We start from the raw sequence: 14,640 nt of genomic DNA on the forward strand, positions 1-14,640 counted from the left end.
ATCCCGTTGCATGCAGGGAAAACATCTGACTCACAAAGAGCGGTTCTACATCGAAAAACGGCGTGGTGATGGGGTTAACCAGGCCACCATCGCCCGGGAACTGGAGCTTCCTCGTTCTACCATCAGCAGGGAACTCAGACGCAATACCGACGCCGCTTTCAACGGAGTCTATTCCTGCAGAAGGGCCGAAACGTTGGCAAGAGGGCGGCGGCAGAAAACTCGGCCGGACAGCGTGATTAACCAGCTTGAACCGCACATTCAGGACTTTATCAGAACGGCGCTGTCTACCCACACCTCACCTGAGGTCATCAGTGGGCGCCTGGTCCTGGAATTTGGCCTGTCCGTCAGCAAGAACTCGCTCTATCGCTATATCCAGCAGGAGCGCCGGGCCGGCGGTGAGCTGTATCAGCAGCTCCCTCATCGGGGTAAACGGTATAACTATCAGACCGATGAGAACAAACGCGGTCCTATTCCCAACCGTGTTGGCATTGAGCAGCGGCCGGCCGTTGCTGACCTCAAGCAGGAACCCGGGCATTTCGAGATTGACACCATCTTTGGCAAAGATCAGAAATCATTCCTGCTGACGGTGGTCGATAAAGCCGTCAAGCTGGTCATCATTCGCAAACTGCCCAACAAGCGAGCAGAGACAGTGGTATAGCCAAGCGACATTATTTTGATAACAGCCAGCTATGCTTCTTTGCCGCATATCAGGGCATAGGATGTAATCATTTTTAAGTCGGTTGGCTATAGCGGCCTTCAGGGACATCGTTGCCAATACCTTCTGCGAGTTTAAAACCCTGACTGCTGACAACGGTTCTGAATTTTCCCAGCACGGGGAAATTACAAAAGTCACGGGGGCACCGGTCTACTTTGCCCGGCCATATCATTCCTGGGAACGCGGGTTGAATGAGCATACCAACGGGCTGATACGGCGTTTTTACCCGAAGGGAACGGACTTCAATTATGTCACCCATCGCAAGGTTGCAGCACTCGAACACCTGCTCAATACGCGAGGGGCTTTGTTGAATAATTTAACCGTTTGATTTACATCTTCTTTATAGCCAACCGACTTAAAAATGATTACATCCTATGCCCTGATATGCGGCAAAGAAGCATAGCTGGCTGTTATCAAAATAATGTCGCTTGGCTATAGTTAGAATGCATTTACAGAGAATGTATTTTGTTAGAACGACAAATCAAATAGTTAGCACAATAAAAAGCATTCCGAGAGGAAAAATTAGTCGTTGGAATTTTATAATGCTTATATAAATCAGTATCTTAAATTATTCAACAAAGCCTACGCGAGGCCGAAAATCGCTGGGTTATCGTTCTCCAAATGAGGTATTTTTAACGCACTTACAGGCGGCATAATGCCCTACCGTTTTGTTGCGTTTCGACTGGGAATGGGGCGTTCTTGCTGCACGCACGCTACCTCAATGACCCGAAAACCGGGCTGTGGTACCACGGTTGGAGCTTTGCGCAAAAAAAACAATTTTGCGCAAGCCCGCTGGGCGCGTGGCAACGCGTGGATCACCGTTGGAATTCTCGATCTGCTGGAGATTGCTCCTATCGATAACGGCGTACGTCTTTATCTGCTGGAGTGTAGTGGTCAACTAAATTTGGCCACCCTACCTGACTGTTGATGGAACAGCCGTTCTGATTCATTTGGTGTTAACCCACCGTTATACCAGTGAGGTCTGACATCGCTATAATAATAGGTTATGTAGCGAATAATGGATGATTGAGCAGTACTAAAGCTTTGGTAGCCAGTCGTTGGCACCCATTCAGTATTCAGACTACGGAAGAATCGCTCCATCGGACTATTATCCCAACAATTTCCTCTGCGACTCATACTTTGGGTCATCTGATGACGCCACAATGCCTGCCTATACTGAAGACTGGTGTAATGGCTTCCTTGGTCACTATGAAACATGACTTGTTTGGGATGCCCACGCAGTTCCCAAGGCATTTGTAGTGCTTTGGCTGTTAATTCTGAATCTGGCGAAAACGACATTGCCCAACCCACGGGTTTTCGGGCAAATAAATCTAATACCACCGCCAGATACGCCCATCGGTCGCCTGTCCAAATATAGGTTACATCGCCGCACCAAACCTGGTCAGGCTTGGTAACAGCGAACTGCCTATTGAGCAGATTTGGAATATCAATACGTTCATTTCCACCGCGGTTGTATTGATGTTTTCTTGTTTGGCAACTAACGAGGGTTAATTCTTTCATCAACTTACCCGCTAACCACCGCCCAAGTTTCACGTCGTGTGTATTGGTAACCATCGTGGCGATAGTCCTTGCGCCCGCAGACCCGCCACTAACGTTCCACGCTTCGCTGACCAGGCTACGTTTTATCGTCCGCTCAATATCTGGCTCCTTAGGTCGACACCAATAGCGATAACTGCTTCGGTGAACATTAAAAATACGACACAACGCTTTCACTGGATAAAGCGCTCTTAGCTTTTCAACTACCGAGAATTTTTCAGTGAGTCGGACATTAAGAGCGCAGTAGCCTTTTTTAAGATGGCATTCTCCATTTCCAGTCGGTGGATTTTTTTCTTCATTTCTCTGAACTCAATTTGTTCAGGTGTTAATGGCAGACCAGGCGATGTTTTCCCTTGACGTTCTAAACGAAGGGCTCTTACCCACCGGCTAATCGCTGAAAGACTGACGTTCATGGCTTTCGCGGCTTCCTGGTAGGTATAATTTTGGTCAAGGACTAATTTGGCGGTTTCACATTTAAATTCAGAAGTAATTATTTTACTCATTTTGGCACCTATAAAAATTATGAGGTAAGCATATCACCTCTACTTAGGTGGCCAAATTCAGTATGCCACTACAATGGGCTCGGAGCCAGAAAGGGAAGCGTTAACCTCCCCATGAGTAAAGACGGCGCCACACCCGATTTTCAAAAGGTAGAGTTGACCATGAACTACAGCCAGGGGTTGGCTGACGGCAAGGTACAGCTCTCACTGGCGGGATTGGCACAGACGGCATTCAATAACGTATTGCCCTCTTCCGAGCAGGTGTCTATGGGCGGTTCAAGTTGGGTCTCCGCTTTTGACTCCGGCACAATGAGCGGTGACAGTTCCCTAATAGGGCGTGCGGAAGTGGGGATTCCATAGCCATTAGGTGCCTTTTCCTGGGCACCGGCCTTTGGTAATGCGCTGATGCCTTACGCTTTTGGTTCACTGGGCACCGTTGGGCTCTCGAAACCGACAGCGTTAGAACAAAAAGAAGTGCACGGCAGCGCTTACGGGGTGGGCTTACGTCTGAGCACCAGCCAGATAGCCAGCCCTAACAGCGCCATGGTCTCCGTTGAATATGCCCGAGGTAAACAAAGCGGCGAACCCGATGACGACAGTGTCAATCTGCGCGTATTAACCTTCTTCTGATCGACGCAATAACCCTATCCTCCATCTGATACGGCGTTTTCGCTTACCACTTACCGCTAGCGTTGGCGAATAGTGCCACCTAGCGGTTTATTCTGGTTAACATTCGCAGCCAATTTATCTTGCAGAGCCTTAATCGCAGGAGATATCACCTGCTTGCGGTTTGGTGCATCGTGCTGAACCGAAGCATTGTCAGTCGTCGACGGCTGCGCATCAAAACGCTTAGCCATTGCCAATACATGTCCCGGCCCAGTGCTGATAGTGCGGCGCATAGCCAACAAAGTCTTGTCAGACACTCTGGGTGACACATTGTCTGGCACAACATTCGCTCGAGAAAGCACATTTTCGCTGCTCGCCTCAGCGCTATACCATTGAGTCGGCTGCGCCAACGTGGCATAGTCGAACTGAGAAACGAAATCCCCTGCCCCCGTCACCGTAACGAATGCGTTAAAACGATCACTATGTTGTCCATACAGTAAAAATGCGGCCTCTTGTTTATTCGCATTAAACGCCTTGGCGAGCGTGTTGCCGGTGCGCATCGCGCTGATATTGCGTTGCGGGTTCGCGGTCATTTTTTGGCACAGATCGGACAGGCTTGTGAATGTCAGCGTTTCGTCTCGCAAAACCTTCATGGCGGTTTCACCACGGAACTCCCCATTGCTTCCACCACGCGTATCAATCTTCACCTTGGAGATCGCCCGTCCTTCCATAGGATTGGTGATAAATAAGAGATCGTTACCCTGCCGAACCAACGAAATAGGTTTGTTGAAAAAAATATAATCACCCTGGCAACGGATATTATCGCTGCTAAACAAATGGCTTGTTGGGTTTTTAAGGAGATAATCAAAAATCATCTTTTTATCTTTATCGCTGTCACTATCGCTATTCTTATCACTAGGAACTGGCTTTCCATCGTTAAGCAGCGGACTCAAGATGTTTTTTGGCGTCACCGTGTTCTCACTCTCGTCAGAGACCAACGCTAACAGAAACTTATTGTACAGGGCCTTCACCTCAGCAGCGGAAGCCTTTTGCGTCGGCATACGCGAGGGGGTGGACGCATCCCTTCCCCATTTCGCCGTGATGGCCTTGAATACATCACCGAAACCGACAAATACCTTTTTTACCGTAGTAGACAAGGTGCAAGAACAGTTGCTTATGCCCGATAAGAGCCGTTGCAGTTTGCCTTTTGGTACCGATTTTTTTGGCTCAGTAGCGGTATTCATATCACCGTCCCCGATGCGGGTGGTACTTGTTCCATTCACTTGCGGTGATAGAGGGACTCCAACATTTTTTATCATCATTACGCTTATACCCTTCGTTAATTACTCATCATTTCACGACTTACAGCTATGCAGGTTGCCCAGACAGCGACAACCTGTGTGACGATGATTATTTCATAACCAGCACAATGAAATTTTAAGGGAACGCCTTTGAGCAACAGAGAGTAAACAAAGCCCGTTAATGCATGCAGCAGTCTGTATCGGAATGCAGGATCAGGAGGGGTTGTGGAGAGCAGAAAAATCGGCTTGATAGCAGTTACAGCGATAAAAAGGTTAAAATAAAAAAAGACGTCGATTGACGTCTTTTTTTAAATGTTGGTACCGAGGACGGGACTTGAACCCGTAAGCCCAATCGGGCACTACCACCTCAAGGTAGCGTGTCTACCAATTCCACCACCTCGGCATCCGAAATCTTTCAATTACTTGGGAATGTCACTCGCAGGTGCAGCCGGTGCTGCTGGCGTAGCAGGCTGTTCAACCTGAGCAGGTTGACCCAGATTATACCACTTACTGCCGCTCTTGCTCTGATGTGAACTAATGTTCCCTAAAACCAGACTGAGGACAAAAAACAACGTCGCCAGTACTACGGTCATGCGTGTCATAAAGTTACCGGAACCGCTCGAACCGAACAACGTTGCCGATGCTCCAGCTCCGAACGAGGCACCCATATCAGCACCTTTACCTTGTTGCAGCATGATAAGACCTACCAGGCCTAATGCGATCAACAGGAAAATGACTAAAAGAGCTTCGTACATCATAGTACCCGTAACTGTTTTCCCATCATCAGATTAGGAGGCTAAATTCTCGCGGAAAACCGCACACATCTCGCTCAACGGACAGCGTTTGTCCCTTGTAGGGCGGGTCTGAATACTAACCAAACCCACTGTGCGACGCAAGTGTATTTTAGAAAGATCAATGCGATTGCGGAAAAAAACGGCTAAAGCCATCAACGGGTGCTGAGGTTGTCTTCACAAGGCTCTGCAAAGGCAACCCGTCACCCAAGAAATTAATGCGCAGCCTTCACGACATCCGCAATCTGATTAGCAAGGCTGATAACCAGTGCTTCATCTTCCCCTTCCACCATCACGCGAATCAAAGGCTCTGTACCTGACTTACGCAGCAGTACGCGACCACGTCCCACCAGCGTTTTCTCCACCTCTGACACCACGTTTTTCACGGCGTCGCTTTCCAGCGGATCGCTACTGCCGGTGAAGCGCACGTTAACCAACACCTGCGGAAATAACTTCATGCCGCTACAGAGATCGTGCAGCGACATATGGTTGCGTACCATCGCCGTCAGCACTTGAAGACCGGCAATAATGCCGTCGCCTGTAGTGGTTTTATCCAGCAAAATGACATGCCCAGAGTTCTCTGCGCCAATACGCCAGCCTTTCTCCTGCATTTTTTCCAGCACATAGCGATCGCCCACTTTGGCACGAGCAAACGGAATCCCCAGTTGTTTCAATGCCAGTTCCAGGCCCATGTTGCTCATCAATGTACCCACAGCGCCGCCGCGCAGTTGCCCTTGACGCAACCCTTCCCGAGCAATGATATAGAGGATCTGATCGCCATCAACCTTATTACCTTCGTGATCCACCATGATCAACCGATCGCCGTCGCCATCAAACGCCAGACCAACGTCCGCCTTTTCCGCCAACACGCGGGATTGAAGCTGACGCACATCTGTTGCACCGCAGGATTCGTTGATATTCATGCCGTCTGGTTCACAGCCAATGGCAATCACTTTTGCGCCCAGCTCGCGCAACACGCTTGGAGCAATGTGGTAGGTCGCACCATTGGCACAATCCACCACGATTTTTAACCCACTCAAGCTCAGTTCGTTCGGGAACGTGCTTTTACAAAACTCAATGTAGCGCCCGGCAGCATCCACAATGCGATTCGCTTTGCCTAATTCAGCCGATTCCACGCAGGTCAGCGGTTTATCCAGCTCAGCTTCGATGGCTTCTTCGACCTCATCCGGCAGTTTTGTGCCATCGATAGAGAAAAACTTGATGCCATTGTCGTAGTAGGGGTTGTGTGATGCAGAGATAACAATGCCCGCTTCAGCACGGAAAGTACGCGTGAGATACGCCACGGCAGGTGTCGGCATCGGGCCAGTAAATGACGCCGATAGCCCGGCGGCGGCAAGCCCAGCTTCCAACGCAGACTCCAGCATATAGCCAGAAATACGCGTGTCTTTACCGATAATGATTTTGCGCGATCCGTGGCTCGCCAGCACTTTACCGGCAGCCCAACCGAGTTTTAACACAAAATCCGGGGTGATGGGCGTCTCGCCCACTTTGCCTCGCACACCATCCGTACCAAAATATTTGCGGTTACTCATTAGTTATTATTCCTTCTCTGCCAACGTGGCTTCAACAACTCGCATCGCGTCAACCGTCGCTTTTACATCGTGTACGCGAATAATATGCGCGCCCTGCATGGCAGCAATGACTGCACAGGCGACGCTACCATGTACGCGCTGGAGCGGAGGAACATTGAGCAGTTGTCCCACCATGGATTTTCTCGACATCCCGACCAGCAGCGGTAAACCAAAATGATGCAACTCCGGCAAATGCGCCAGGAGGCGGTAATTATGCGACAAATTCTTACCGAAACCGAACCCGGGATCCAGCAGCAGGCGCTCTTTTTCAATGCCAGCCTCGATACACCGTACGATCTGCTGTTGGAAGTAGGCGTTTACCTCGGCCACCACATCGTCATAATGCGGGTTATGCTGCATGGTTTTCGGCTGGCCTTGCATATGCATCAGGCAAATCGGTAGCACGGTTGCCGCTGCGGCTTCCAGTGCGCCCGGTTCTTGCAATGAACGAATATCGTTAATCAGATGGGCACCGGCCTGCGCCGCTGCGCTAATCACCTCGGGTTTGGACGTGTCAACCGAGAGCCAGGCATCAAAGCGCGCCGCCAACGCTTCAACCACCGGGATAACACGATCCAGCTCTTCCTGCACGCTGACATCCGCCGCGCCGGGGCGCGTGGACTCGCCGCCGATATCAATCAGCGTAGCCCCTGCGTTGACTATCTCTTGCGCATGGCGGATAGCTTCATCGAGAGCGGTGTATTTGCCACCGTCGGAAAATGAATCGGGCGTAACGTTGAGAATCCCCATCACCTGAGGATGAGTGAGATCCAAAATGGCATCATGGGCAACTAGTTTCATCACCTTCTTCCTTTAACAACCGGGTTATGAATAAAGAAAAACCCCGGTACGCCGGGGTTTTAAAAGAGGAGGTCAGCAGCGCTATGACCGGATAACACTATCACATAACGCTGCTATAACCGTGCACGCGGTAGTCTGCACTTCTCGCTTATCAGCTTGGCTGTGCTGCGGTCGGCGTACCGCCACCGTTGCCCGGTTCATTGTTGCTGGCCGGTGCACTTTCCCATCCCGCAGGCGGACGCACGTCACTGCGTGACATCAAATCATCAATTTGCGGCGCATCGATAGTTTCGTACTTCATCAGCGCATCCTTCATCGAATGCAGCACATCCATATTCGCCATCAACAGCTCACGCGCCCGCACGTAGTTACGCTCAACCAGTGATTTAACTTCCTGATCGATAATGCGCGCCGTTTCGTCAGACATGTGTTTTGCCTTGGCAACTGAACGGCCTAGGAACACTTCGCCATCTTCTTCTGCGTACAGCAACGGCCCCAGTTTTTCTGAGAAGCCCCACTGCGTTACCATGTTACGCGCAATAGACGTTGCCACTTTGATGTCGTTCGACGCGCCGGTGGATACTTTTTCTGCGCCATAGATAATCTCTTCCGCCAGACGACCGCCGTACAGCGTGGAAATTTGGCTCTCCAGCTTCTGACGGCTGGCGCTGATCGCGTCGCCTTCCGGCAAGAAGAAGGTCACACCCAGTGCACGACCGCGCGGAATAATGGTGACTTTGTGCACCGGATCGTGCTCCGGCACCAGACGGCCAATAATCGCATGGCCCGCTTCATGATAAGCGGTAGATTCTTTCTGCGCTTCCGTCATGACCATAGAGCGGCGTTCAGCCCCCATCATGATCTTGTCTTTGGCTTTCTCAAACTCCACCATGGAGACCACGCGTTTGTTACCGCGTGCAGCGAACAGCGCCGCCTCGTTCACCAGGTTTGCCAAATCGGCACCGGAGAAGCCCGGCGTACCGCGCGCAATCACCGAGGCATCCATATCCGTCACCAAGGGAACGCGACGCATGTGCACTTTCAGGATCTGCTCACGACCACGAACGTCCGGCAGGCCAACCACCACCTGACGGTCAAAACGGCCCGGACGCAGCAATGCAGGGTCAAGTACGTCAGGACGGTTGGTTGCGGCAATCACGATAATACCTTCGGTGCCTTCAAAACCATCCATCTCAACCAGCATCTGGTTCAGGGTTTGTTCGCGTTCATCATGACCACCGCCCAGACCCGCACCACGTTGGCGGCCTACGGCATCGATCTCATCGATGAAGATGATACAAGGCGCTGCTTTTTTCGCCTGCTCGAACATGTCACGCACACGAGATGCACCGACACCCACGAACATTTCAACAAAGTCAGAACCGGAAATGGTGAAGAATGGTACCTTCGCTTCGCCGGCAATTGCCTTGGCAAGCAGGGTCTTACCCGTTCCCGGCGGCCCTACCATCAGGATGCCTTTCGGAATTTTACCGCCCAGTTTCTGGAAGCGGCTGGGCTCGCGCAGGTATTCCACCAGTTCGCTCACTTCTTCTTTGGCTTCATCACAGCCAGCGACGTCAGCAAACGTGGTTTTAATTTGATCTTCGGTCAGCATGCGCGCTTTGCTTTTGCCAAAGGACATGGCGCCTTTACCGCCACCGCCTTGCATCTGACGCATGAAGAAAATCCAGACGCCAATCAGCAACAGCATCGGGAACCAGGAGATGAAGATCGATGCCAGCAAGCTCGGCTCTTCCGGCGGTTCACCAACCACTTTCACATTCTTGGTCAGCAGGTTATCCAGCAGCTTGGGATCGTTAACAGGAATAAAGGTGGTGTAGCGGTTGCCATCTTTTCTTGTAACGTTAATCTCACGCCCGTTAATACGTGTTTCACGGACCTGCTCCTGATTCACCTCAGTCAAGAAGGTAGAATAGTCCACCCGGCTGCCATTTGACTCGCTGGGCCCAAAGCTCTGGAATACGGACATCAGCACCACTGCGATGACGAGCCAGAGAATCAGGTTTTTAGCCATGTCACTCAATGGATTAACCTCATATTACAACTGTGTTAAAAAACAGCGTTAGGGTACTACAGTTTACTCCCTGTCGCTACAATGTACACTTCACGAGAACGAGCACGCGAAGCATCAGGCTTACGAATCTTCACTGTTGTGAACAGGGAGCGAATTTGTCGCAGATATTCATCAAAGCCATCTCCCTGAAAGACCTTCACCAGAAAACTTCCGCCCGGTGTCAGAACATTCCGACACATTTCAAACGCCAACTCAACCAGATACATGGCTCTTGGAATATCCACGGCTGGGGTCCCGCTCATGTTGGGTGCCATGTCTGACATCACAACCTGAACTTTATTATCCCCTACCCGCTCCATCAAGGCGCCAAGCACTAATTCATCACGAAAATCGCCTTGAAGGAAATCGACACCAACGATGGGATCCATTGGTAAAATATCGCACGCGATGATCCTGCCCGCATTGCCGATCTGCGTCACCACGTATTGAGACCATCCACCAGGCGCAGCGCCCAGATCTACTACAGTCATGCCCGGTTTAAACAGTTTGTCAGTGCGCTGTATTTCATCCAGTTTAAACCAAGCGCGAGAGCGTAGCCCCTTTTTCTGCGCCTGCTGTACATATTTATCGCTAAAGTGTTCCTGCAACCAGCGACTGGAGCTTGCAGAACGCTTTTTATTTGCCATCGGCTTTCCAACTCTTTGTTATGTACAACAACCAACTTGCCATTAACCATCAACTTGTCATTTACAACGGGTATTGCTTAACACCGACGCCGCTAAAGATCGGCCCATCAACGTCACCAAATTGGTTATAATGGTGAGATGGCGGTAGAATGACCCGTTTTCAATCCCAACCTAAGTAAAAAAGACACATGAATCTAAGCAACAAACAAAAACAGCACCTCAAAGGCTTGGCTCACCCGCTAAAACCGGTGGTTATGCTGGGTAATAATGGCCTTACCGAAGGTGTTCTGGCTGAAATTGAACAATCGCTAGAACATCATGAGCTGATCAAAGTTAAAATTGCAACTGAAGATCGGGATGCTAAGTCATTGATTGTTGAAGCCATTATCCGCGAAACCGGTACCTGCAACGTTCAGGTTATCGGCCATACGCTGGTTCTGTATCGCCCGTCGAAAGAACGTAAAATTGTGTTAACCAAGTAACCAATTATATCACCGTGTTTCACATTTAACGAAACGGTGCCACGCCTGTTCGTTAGAGAAAAGGCCGCATGCGGCCTTTTGCTTTTCTTTACACAATTTGCCGATTTAATCGGCGAAATTACAGATAGGCGACTTTCAGGATCTCATATTCGACCAGACCACCGGGCGTCCTGATGGTCACGACATCATCCTGCTCTTTGCCAATCAACCCACGGGCAATAGGCGAATTCACAGAAATCAGGTTTTGTTTGAAATCCGCTTCATCATCGCCCACGATGCGATAGGTTTGTTCTTCTTCCGTGTCCAGGTTCATCACGGACACGGTTGCACCAAAAATAACGCGCCCATTGGCTGGCATTTTTGTCACATCAATCACTTGTGCATTGGACAACTTGGCTTCGATTTCCTGAATGCGGCCTTCGCAAAAGCCCTGCTGCTCGCGCGCCGCATGGTATTCAGCATTCTCTTTTAAATCACCGTGTTCACGAGCATCAGCAATCGCCGCAATGATTTCCGGACGGCGAGTGCCTTTCAAGAATTCTAGCTCTTCACGTAGTTTTTCTGCACCACGCAATGTCATCGGAAATTGTTTCATATCTTCAAACCTCTAAGAAACTTGTAAGACGTTCATTATCGTCATCCTGACGCTTCAACGAACAATGCGACAGACGGTCGGTATGCCAGCGCTCCCTGGCAATAAACAAAAGTAACCTGACCCGGAACAAGGTTTCAGGTCAGGAGCGATTTTGCATTTTGATACGTATTTTAACCCAGAGTTCCATAAGGGTCACCGTTTACTTTAGACCGCATTGCGCCGTAGTATGACCCCACGTTACCCTGTTGTAAGCTGAGATTATGCGTTTTTTATCGACTTTTTCCGGACTTGCCTGCGCGGTTGTGCTACAGAGCTCTGTGTTACCGGCTCACGCAGCAAGCATTAACGATCACATTCAATACCTGCCGGATGGCGCTAATTTGGCGTTTTTGGCACAAAAAATAGGCGCCAGTAGTCCCGCAGTGGCTTACAACAGTGAACAAATGGCATTACCCGCCAGTACCCAGAAAGTGTTGACGGCTTTAGCCGCTTTGCTACAGCTAGGTCCAGATTACCGTTTCGTCACCACGCTGGAAAGCCATGGTGCAGTGAATGCTGGAAAATTGAACGGTAATTTGGTGGTACGCTTCAGCGGCGACCCGACACTGAAGCGCCAGCAGATCCGTAATATGGTCGCCGAATTGAAAAAACGCGGCGTACAAAGTATCGCTGGTGATGTGATCATCGATACCTCGGTGTTCGCCAGCCATGACAAAGCACCGGGCTGGCCATGGAACGATATGACACAGTGCTTTAGCGCACCGCCGGGCGCTGCCATTGTCGATCGCAACTGCTTTTCCGTCTCCCTCTACAGTGCGCCTAAAGCGGGTGACAACGCGTTTATTCGCGTTGCCTCCTACTACCCGGTCCAGATGTTCAGCGAAGTGCGCACGCTAGCCAAAGGCTCGTCTGACGCGCAATATTGCGAACTGGACGTGGTACCGGGCGAATTGAACCGTTTCACACTGACCGGCTGTCTGATGCAACGCGCCGAACCGTTACCGTTGGCTTTCGCTATTCAGGATGGTGCCAGCTACGCCGGCGCCATCGTTAAAGATGAGATGTTACAGGCGGATATCCGTATCACGGGCAGCTTACGTCGCCAAACGCTGTCAAGCCCTGCGGGCACCGTGCTGGTTCAGACGCAATCCGCACCGCTGCATGACCTGCTCACCATCATGCTGAAAAAATCAGATAACATGATTGCAGATACGGTTTTTCGTACCATCGGACATGAACGCTTCAGCGTGCCAGGCACCTGGCGTGCTGGAGCCGATGCGGTGCGTCAGGTACTACGACACAAAGCGGGCGTCAATCTGGATAACAGCATTGTTGTTGACGGCTCTGGCCTGTCGCGCCACAACCTGATTTCGCCCGCCACCATGATGCAGGCGCTGCAATACATCGCTCAGCACGATAACGAATTGAAATTCATTGATATGCTGCCGCTGGCTGGTTACAACGGTACCTTACAGTACCGTGCCGGACTGCATGAAGCCGGCGTTGACGGCAAGGTTTCCGCCAAAACCGGTGCGCTGCAAGGGGTGTATAACCTTGCAGGCTTTATCACTACGGCCAGCGGCCAGCGCATGGCTTTCGTGCAATTCCTGTCGGGCTATGCGGTCCCCCCTGAAGATCAGCGCGCACGACGTGTGCCGCTGGCGCGCTTTGAAAGTCGTCTTTACAAAGATCTTTATCAGAGCAACTAACATAAAAAAGTACGATCCCAAAAAAGGGATCGTGCCAAGGGTCGCGTAATCAAGATCCTCCGTCAGCGGAGGATCTTCGCCTGAGCATTACTTCTGGTAAATGATCTCGACGCCTTCGTCGTCATCCTCGTCCCAGTCGTCATCCCACTCTTCTTCGGCTTCATTTTCGACGGCGGCCAGCTGCTCACGGTGGTAGTCATCCCACATGAACTCGACTTTTTCAGGCCCTTTCTCTTCGATAGCCATGGCTTTCGGCTGTGTTTCCAAGAAGTTAATCACATCCCAGCACAGTGCGTTGACGCCAGAACGGTTAGCCGCAGAGATCAGGTAGTATTTACCTTCCCAACCTAATGCGTCGGCAATCGCTTTAGCGCGCTGCTCTGCTTCCTCTTTCTCGATCAGATCGACCTTGTTGAACACCAACCAACGCGGTTTTTCTGCCAGAGAAGCACGGTATTGCTGCAACTCATTGACGATCACTTTGGCATTTTCTACCGGATCTGATTCGTCGATCGGCGCAAGGTCGATCAGGTGCAGCAGTACGCGACAGCGTTCCAGGTGTTTGAGAAAACGAATCCCCAGACCTGCACCTTCGGAAGCGCCTTCGATCAGCCCAGGAATATCGGCCACGACGAAGCTTTTCTCGCTGTCCATGCGCACCACGCCCAGGCTAGGCACCAGTGTGGTGAAAGGATAATCCGCCACCTTGGGCTTAGCGGCAGACACCGCGCGAATAAACGTCGATTTACCGGCATTCGGCAACCCCAGCATCCCGACATCTGCCAGCAGCAACAATTCCAGCATCAGAGAACGTTCTTCGCCTGCTGTACCACTGGTTTTCTGACGCGGTGCACGGTTAACCGACGATTTGAAACGGGTATTACCCAGTCCGTGCCAGCCGCCTTTCGCCACCATCAAACGCTGCTCGTGGCGCGTCATATCACCCAGCACCTCTCCGGTGCTTTCGTCCAGCACGCGCGTACCAATCGGCACCTTGATGGTAATATCTTTACCGCGCTTGCCGGTACAATCACGGCTTTGCCCGTTCTGGCCGCGCTCGGCGCGATACGATTTTTCAAAGCGAAAATCGATCAACGTATTCAGGCTTTCATCCGCCAACAGATAAACGTCACCGCCGTCGCCACCATCACCGCCGTCCGGACCACCATTGGGGATATATTTTTCACGGCGGAAGCTAACACAGCCATTACCGCCATCACCAGCCACCACCAGAATGGTCGCTTCATCTACAAACTTCATTCACTCTCTC

At 51.0% G+C, this 14,640-nt stretch carries 16 protein-coding genes, 1 tRNA gene and 1 pseudogene; 7 read left to right on the forward strand and 11 right to left on the reverse strand.

From position 1 onward, the window contains the following. Positions 1–10 precede the first annotated feature (10 nt). Positions 11–658, forward strand: a complete 648-nt coding sequence (locus ACQGXV_RS06890) for an IS30 family transposase (RefSeq protein ID WP_440865698.1) — start codon at positions 11–13, stop codon at positions 656–658. On the opposite strand, the gene ACQGXV_RS06895 is transcribed toward ACQGXV_RS06890, so the two are convergent. After that, entirely contained in the window at positions 572–766 is a 195-nt protein-coding gene (locus ACQGXV_RS06895; RefSeq protein ID WP_440865735.1) for a hypothetical protein, read from the reverse strand. The two genes, ACQGXV_RS06890 and ACQGXV_RS06895, sit on opposite strands and share 87 nt — an antisense overlap. Between ACQGXV_RS06895 and ACQGXV_RS06900 the strand changes: the two genes are divergently transcribed. Both ACQGXV_RS06900 and ACQGXV_RS06905 read left to right on the forward strand, forming a co-directional pair. Further along, positions 741–1,043, forward strand: coding sequence for an IS30 family transposase (locus ACQGXV_RS06900; protein ID WP_440863630.1), 303 nt, complete (start codon positions 741–743; stop codon positions 1,041–1,043). The two genes, ACQGXV_RS06895 and ACQGXV_RS06900, sit on opposite strands and share 26 nt — an antisense overlap. Before the next feature lie 368 nt (positions 1,044–1,411). Beyond that, positions 1,412–1,604: pseudogene (locus ACQGXV_RS06905) on the forward strand (glycoside hydrolase family 88 protein); the annotation flags it as partial. A gap of 5 nt (positions 1,605–1,609) precedes the next feature. Here the strand turns inward: ACQGXV_RS06905 and ACQGXV_RS06910 are convergent. Continuing rightward, positions 1,610–2,775, reverse strand: a protein-coding gene (locus ACQGXV_RS06910) for an IS3 family transposase (RefSeq protein WP_440865737.1) whose coding sequence is annotated in 2 segments (ribosomal slippage) — positions 1,610–2,532 and positions 2,532–2,775 — 1,167 coding nt in all. Because the reading frame shifts where the segments join, the coding sequence is not laid out codon by codon here. A gap of 30 nt (positions 2,776–2,805) precedes the next feature. Between ACQGXV_RS06910 and ACQGXV_RS06915 the strand changes: the two genes are divergently transcribed. Together ACQGXV_RS06915 and ACQGXV_RS06920 are read left to right on the forward strand one after the other, a co-directional pair. Continuing rightward, on the forward strand, positions 2,806–3,132 hold the full coding sequence (locus ACQGXV_RS06915) for a ShlB/FhaC/HecB family hemolysin secretion/activation protein (protein WP_440867306.1): 327 nt from the start codon (positions 2,806–2,808) through the stop codon (positions 3,130–3,132). Between the two features lie 45 nt (positions 3,133–3,177). Beyond that, entirely contained in the window at positions 3,178–3,402 is a 225-nt protein-coding gene (locus ACQGXV_RS06920; RefSeq protein ID WP_440865739.1) for a hypothetical protein, read from the forward strand. Between the two features lie 56 nt (positions 3,403–3,458). Here ACQGXV_RS06920 and ACQGXV_RS06925 read toward each other — a convergent pair whose 3' ends face one another. The 7 genes from ACQGXV_RS06925 to rlmE all read right to left on the reverse strand — a co-directional run bounded on the left by ACQGXV_RS06925 (position 3,459) and on the right by rlmE (position 10,584). Then, the gene (locus ACQGXV_RS06925) at positions 3,459–4,700 is read right to left on the reverse strand and encodes a hypothetical protein (RefSeq protein WP_440865740.1); all 1,242 of its coding nucleotides are present in this window, start codon (positions 4,698–4,700) and stop codon (positions 3,459–3,461) included. Between the two features lie 295 nt (positions 4,701–4,995). Then, a tRNA-Leu gene (locus ACQGXV_RS06930) sits at positions 4,996–5,082 on the reverse strand. Positions 5,083–5,098: 16 nt separating this feature from the next. Further along, positions 5,099–5,434 carry a preprotein translocase subunit SecG gene (gene secG, locus ACQGXV_RS06935; RefSeq protein WP_440867308.1) on the reverse strand — a complete coding sequence of 112 codons (336 nt, stop codon included), beginning with the start codon at positions 5,432–5,434 and terminating at the stop codon, positions 5,099–5,101. Positions 5,435–5,685: 251 nt separating this feature from the next. Next, entirely contained in the window at positions 5,686–7,023 is a 1,338-nt protein-coding gene (glmM, locus tag ACQGXV_RS06940) for a phosphoglucosamine mutase (RefSeq protein WP_440865742.1), read from the reverse strand. 6 nt (positions 7,024–7,029) lie between these two features. Further along, positions 7,030–7,863, reverse strand: coding sequence for a dihydropteroate synthase (folP, locus tag ACQGXV_RS06945; protein WP_440865743.1), 834 nt, complete (start codon positions 7,861–7,863; stop codon positions 7,030–7,032). A 151-nt stretch (positions 7,864–8,014) separates the two neighbouring features. Then, a complete protein-coding gene (ftsH, locus tag ACQGXV_RS06950; RefSeq protein WP_440867310.1) occupies positions 8,015–9,898 on the reverse strand; it encodes an ATP-dependent zinc metalloprotease FtsH in 1,884 nt (627 codons plus the stop codon). A gap of 56 nt (positions 9,899–9,954) precedes the next feature. Beyond that, positions 9,955–10,584, reverse strand: a complete 630-nt coding sequence (gene rlmE, locus ACQGXV_RS06955) for a 23S rRNA (uridine(2552)-2'-O)-methyltransferase RlmE (protein ID WP_440865744.1) — start codon at positions 10,582–10,584, stop codon at positions 9,955–9,957. A gap of 188 nt (positions 10,585–10,772) precedes the next feature. On the opposite strand from rlmE, the gene yhbY reads away from it, so the two are divergent. Next, positions 10,773–11,066 carry a ribosome assembly RNA-binding protein YhbY gene (yhbY, locus tag ACQGXV_RS06960; RefSeq protein ID WP_440865745.1) on the forward strand — a complete coding sequence of 98 codons (294 nt, stop codon included), beginning with the start codon at positions 10,773–10,775 and terminating at the stop codon, positions 11,064–11,066. Between the two features lie 118 nt (positions 11,067–11,184). On the opposite strand, the gene greA is transcribed toward yhbY, so the two are convergent. Continuing rightward, a complete protein-coding gene (greA, locus tag ACQGXV_RS06965) occupies positions 11,185–11,661 on the reverse strand; it encodes a transcription elongation factor GreA (protein WP_222159515.1) in 477 nt (158 codons plus the stop codon). Positions 11,662–11,921: 260 nt separating this feature from the next. On the opposite strand from greA, the gene dacB reads away from it, so the two are divergent. Continuing rightward, complete coding sequence (gene dacB / locus ACQGXV_RS06970) at positions 11,922–13,370, forward strand: serine-type D-Ala-D-Ala carboxypeptidase (RefSeq protein WP_440865746.1); 1,449 nt, start codon at positions 11,922–11,924, stop codon at positions 13,368–13,370. Positions 13,371–13,457: 87 nt separating this feature from the next. On the opposite strand, the gene cgtA is transcribed toward dacB, so the two are convergent. Next, positions 13,458–14,630, reverse strand: coding sequence for an Obg family GTPase CgtA (gene cgtA / locus ACQGXV_RS06975; RefSeq protein ID WP_440865748.1), 1,173 nt, complete (start codon positions 14,628–14,630; stop codon positions 13,458–13,460). Between the last annotated feature and the right edge of the window lie 10 nt (positions 14,631–14,640).

The organism is Symbiopectobacterium purcellii, from assembly GCF_052050035.1.
Lineage (GTDB): Bacteria > Pseudomonadota > Gammaproteobacteria > Enterobacterales > Enterobacteriaceae > Symbiopectobacterium > Symbiopectobacterium purcellii_A.

Excerpts from the sequence above, each read along its gene's own strand:
- ACQGXV_RS06890 (WP_440865698.1), top strand. The coding sequence starts at position 11 with ATGCAGGGAAAACATCTGACTCACAAAGAGCGGTTCTACATCGAAAAA.
- ACQGXV_RS06895 (WP_440865735.1), bottom strand. The coding sequence starts at position 766 with ATGTCCCTGAAGGCCGCTATAGCCAACCGACTTAAAAATGATTACATC.
- ACQGXV_RS06920 (WP_440865739.1), top strand. The coding sequence starts at position 3,178 with ATGCCTTACGCTTTTGGTTCACTGGGCACCGTTGGGCTCTCGAAACCG.
- ACQGXV_RS06925 (WP_440865740.1), bottom strand. The coding sequence starts at position 4,700 with ATGATGATAAAAAATGTTGGAGTCCCTCTATCACCGCAAGTGAATGGA.
- secG (WP_440867308.1), bottom strand. The coding sequence starts at position 5,434 with ATGTACGAAGCTCTTTTAGTCATTTTCCTGTTGATCGCATTAGGCCTG.
- glmM (WP_440865742.1), bottom strand. The coding sequence starts at position 7,023 with ATGAGTAACCGCAAATATTTTGGTACGGATGGTGTGCGAGGCAAAGTG.
- folP (WP_440865743.1), bottom strand. The coding sequence starts at position 7,863 with ATGAAACTAGTTGCCCATGATGCCATTTTGGATCTCACTCATCCTCAG.
- ftsH (WP_440867310.1), bottom strand. The coding sequence starts at position 9,898 with ATGGCTAAAAACCTGATTCTCTGGCTCGTCATCGCAGTGGTGCTGATG.
- rlmE (WP_440865744.1), bottom strand. The coding sequence starts at position 10,584 with ATGGCAAATAAAAAGCGTTCTGCAAGCTCCAGTCGCTGGTTGCAGGAA.
- yhbY (WP_440865745.1), top strand. The coding sequence starts at position 10,773 with ATGAATCTAAGCAACAAACAAAAACAGCACCTCAAAGGCTTGGCTCAC.
- greA (WP_222159515.1), bottom strand. The coding sequence starts at position 11,661 with ATGAAACAATTTCCGATGACATTGCGTGGTGCAGAAAAACTACGTGAA.
- dacB (WP_440865746.1), top strand. The coding sequence starts at position 11,922 with ATGCGTTTTTTATCGACTTTTTCCGGACTTGCCTGCGCGGTTGTGCTA.
- cgtA (WP_440865748.1), bottom strand. The coding sequence starts at position 14,630 with ATGAAGTTTGTAGATGAAGCGACCATTCTGGTGGTGGCTGGTGATGGC.